The organism is Stenotrophomonas maltophilia group sp. Smal12, assembly GCF_037079935.1.
Classification (GTDB): domain Bacteria; phylum Pseudomonadota; class Gammaproteobacteria; order Xanthomonadales; family Xanthomonadaceae; genus Stenotrophomonas; species Stenotrophomonas sepilia.
Genome location: NZ_JBAWUK010000121.1, coordinates 1 through 628, shown reverse-complemented (window position 1 = coordinate 628; position 628 = coordinate 1). Strand labels below are relative to the sequence as shown.

The 628-nt window shown below is 69.7% G+C and carries 1 protein-coding gene; it reads left to right on the top strand.

Features of this window, described 5'->3' with window-relative positions; all coding sequences use genetic code 11:
- Window positions 1-521: flagellar hook-basal body complex protein (locus WDC87_RS21880; protein ID WP_336331336.1), on the top strand; the 521-nt coding region annotated here is incomplete at its 5' end.
- Between the last annotated feature and the right edge of the window lie 107 nt (window positions 522-628).

Here is a 628-nt window from a genome sequence, read left to right as displayed (position 1 = left end):
CCCTGTCCTTCTCCGTCGATGGATGGACCACCGGGGCCGGCGGCAGCGCGGTCGCGCTGAACCTCGGCACCGCCAACAGCAACAACGGCCTGACCCAACACGCATCCGGCGACAGCACGCCCTCGGTCAGCGTCGAGACCACGACGCAGAACGGCTACAAGCCCGGCTCCCTGACCGGCACGACCATCGGCAAGGACGGCATCGTCCGCGCCGTCTTCGACAACGGCGAGACGCGGGCGATCTATCAGATCCCCATCGCCACCTTCGCCAACGCCGACGGGCTGGAAAGCGTCACCGGCACCACCTTCACCCAGACGGCGGCGGCCGGACAGTACCAGCTCCGCACGGCGGGCGACGCCAAGGCCGGGACGGTGACGGCGGGCGCGCTGGAAAGCTCCACGGTCGAGCTGACCGACGAGTTCAGCCGCATGATCGTCGCCCAGCAGGCTTATTCCGCCGCCTCCAAGGTCATCACGACCTCGCAGGACATGATGGACACGCTGATCGCCATGAAGCGCTGACGGCGGCGGTGACGGCCATGCTGCCCGCGCAACCGCTTCTCGACGGCGAAGCCGCTCTGGACGGCGAGCTGCGCCGCCTCGCCCGGCGGGTGGACCGCCACCGGTCC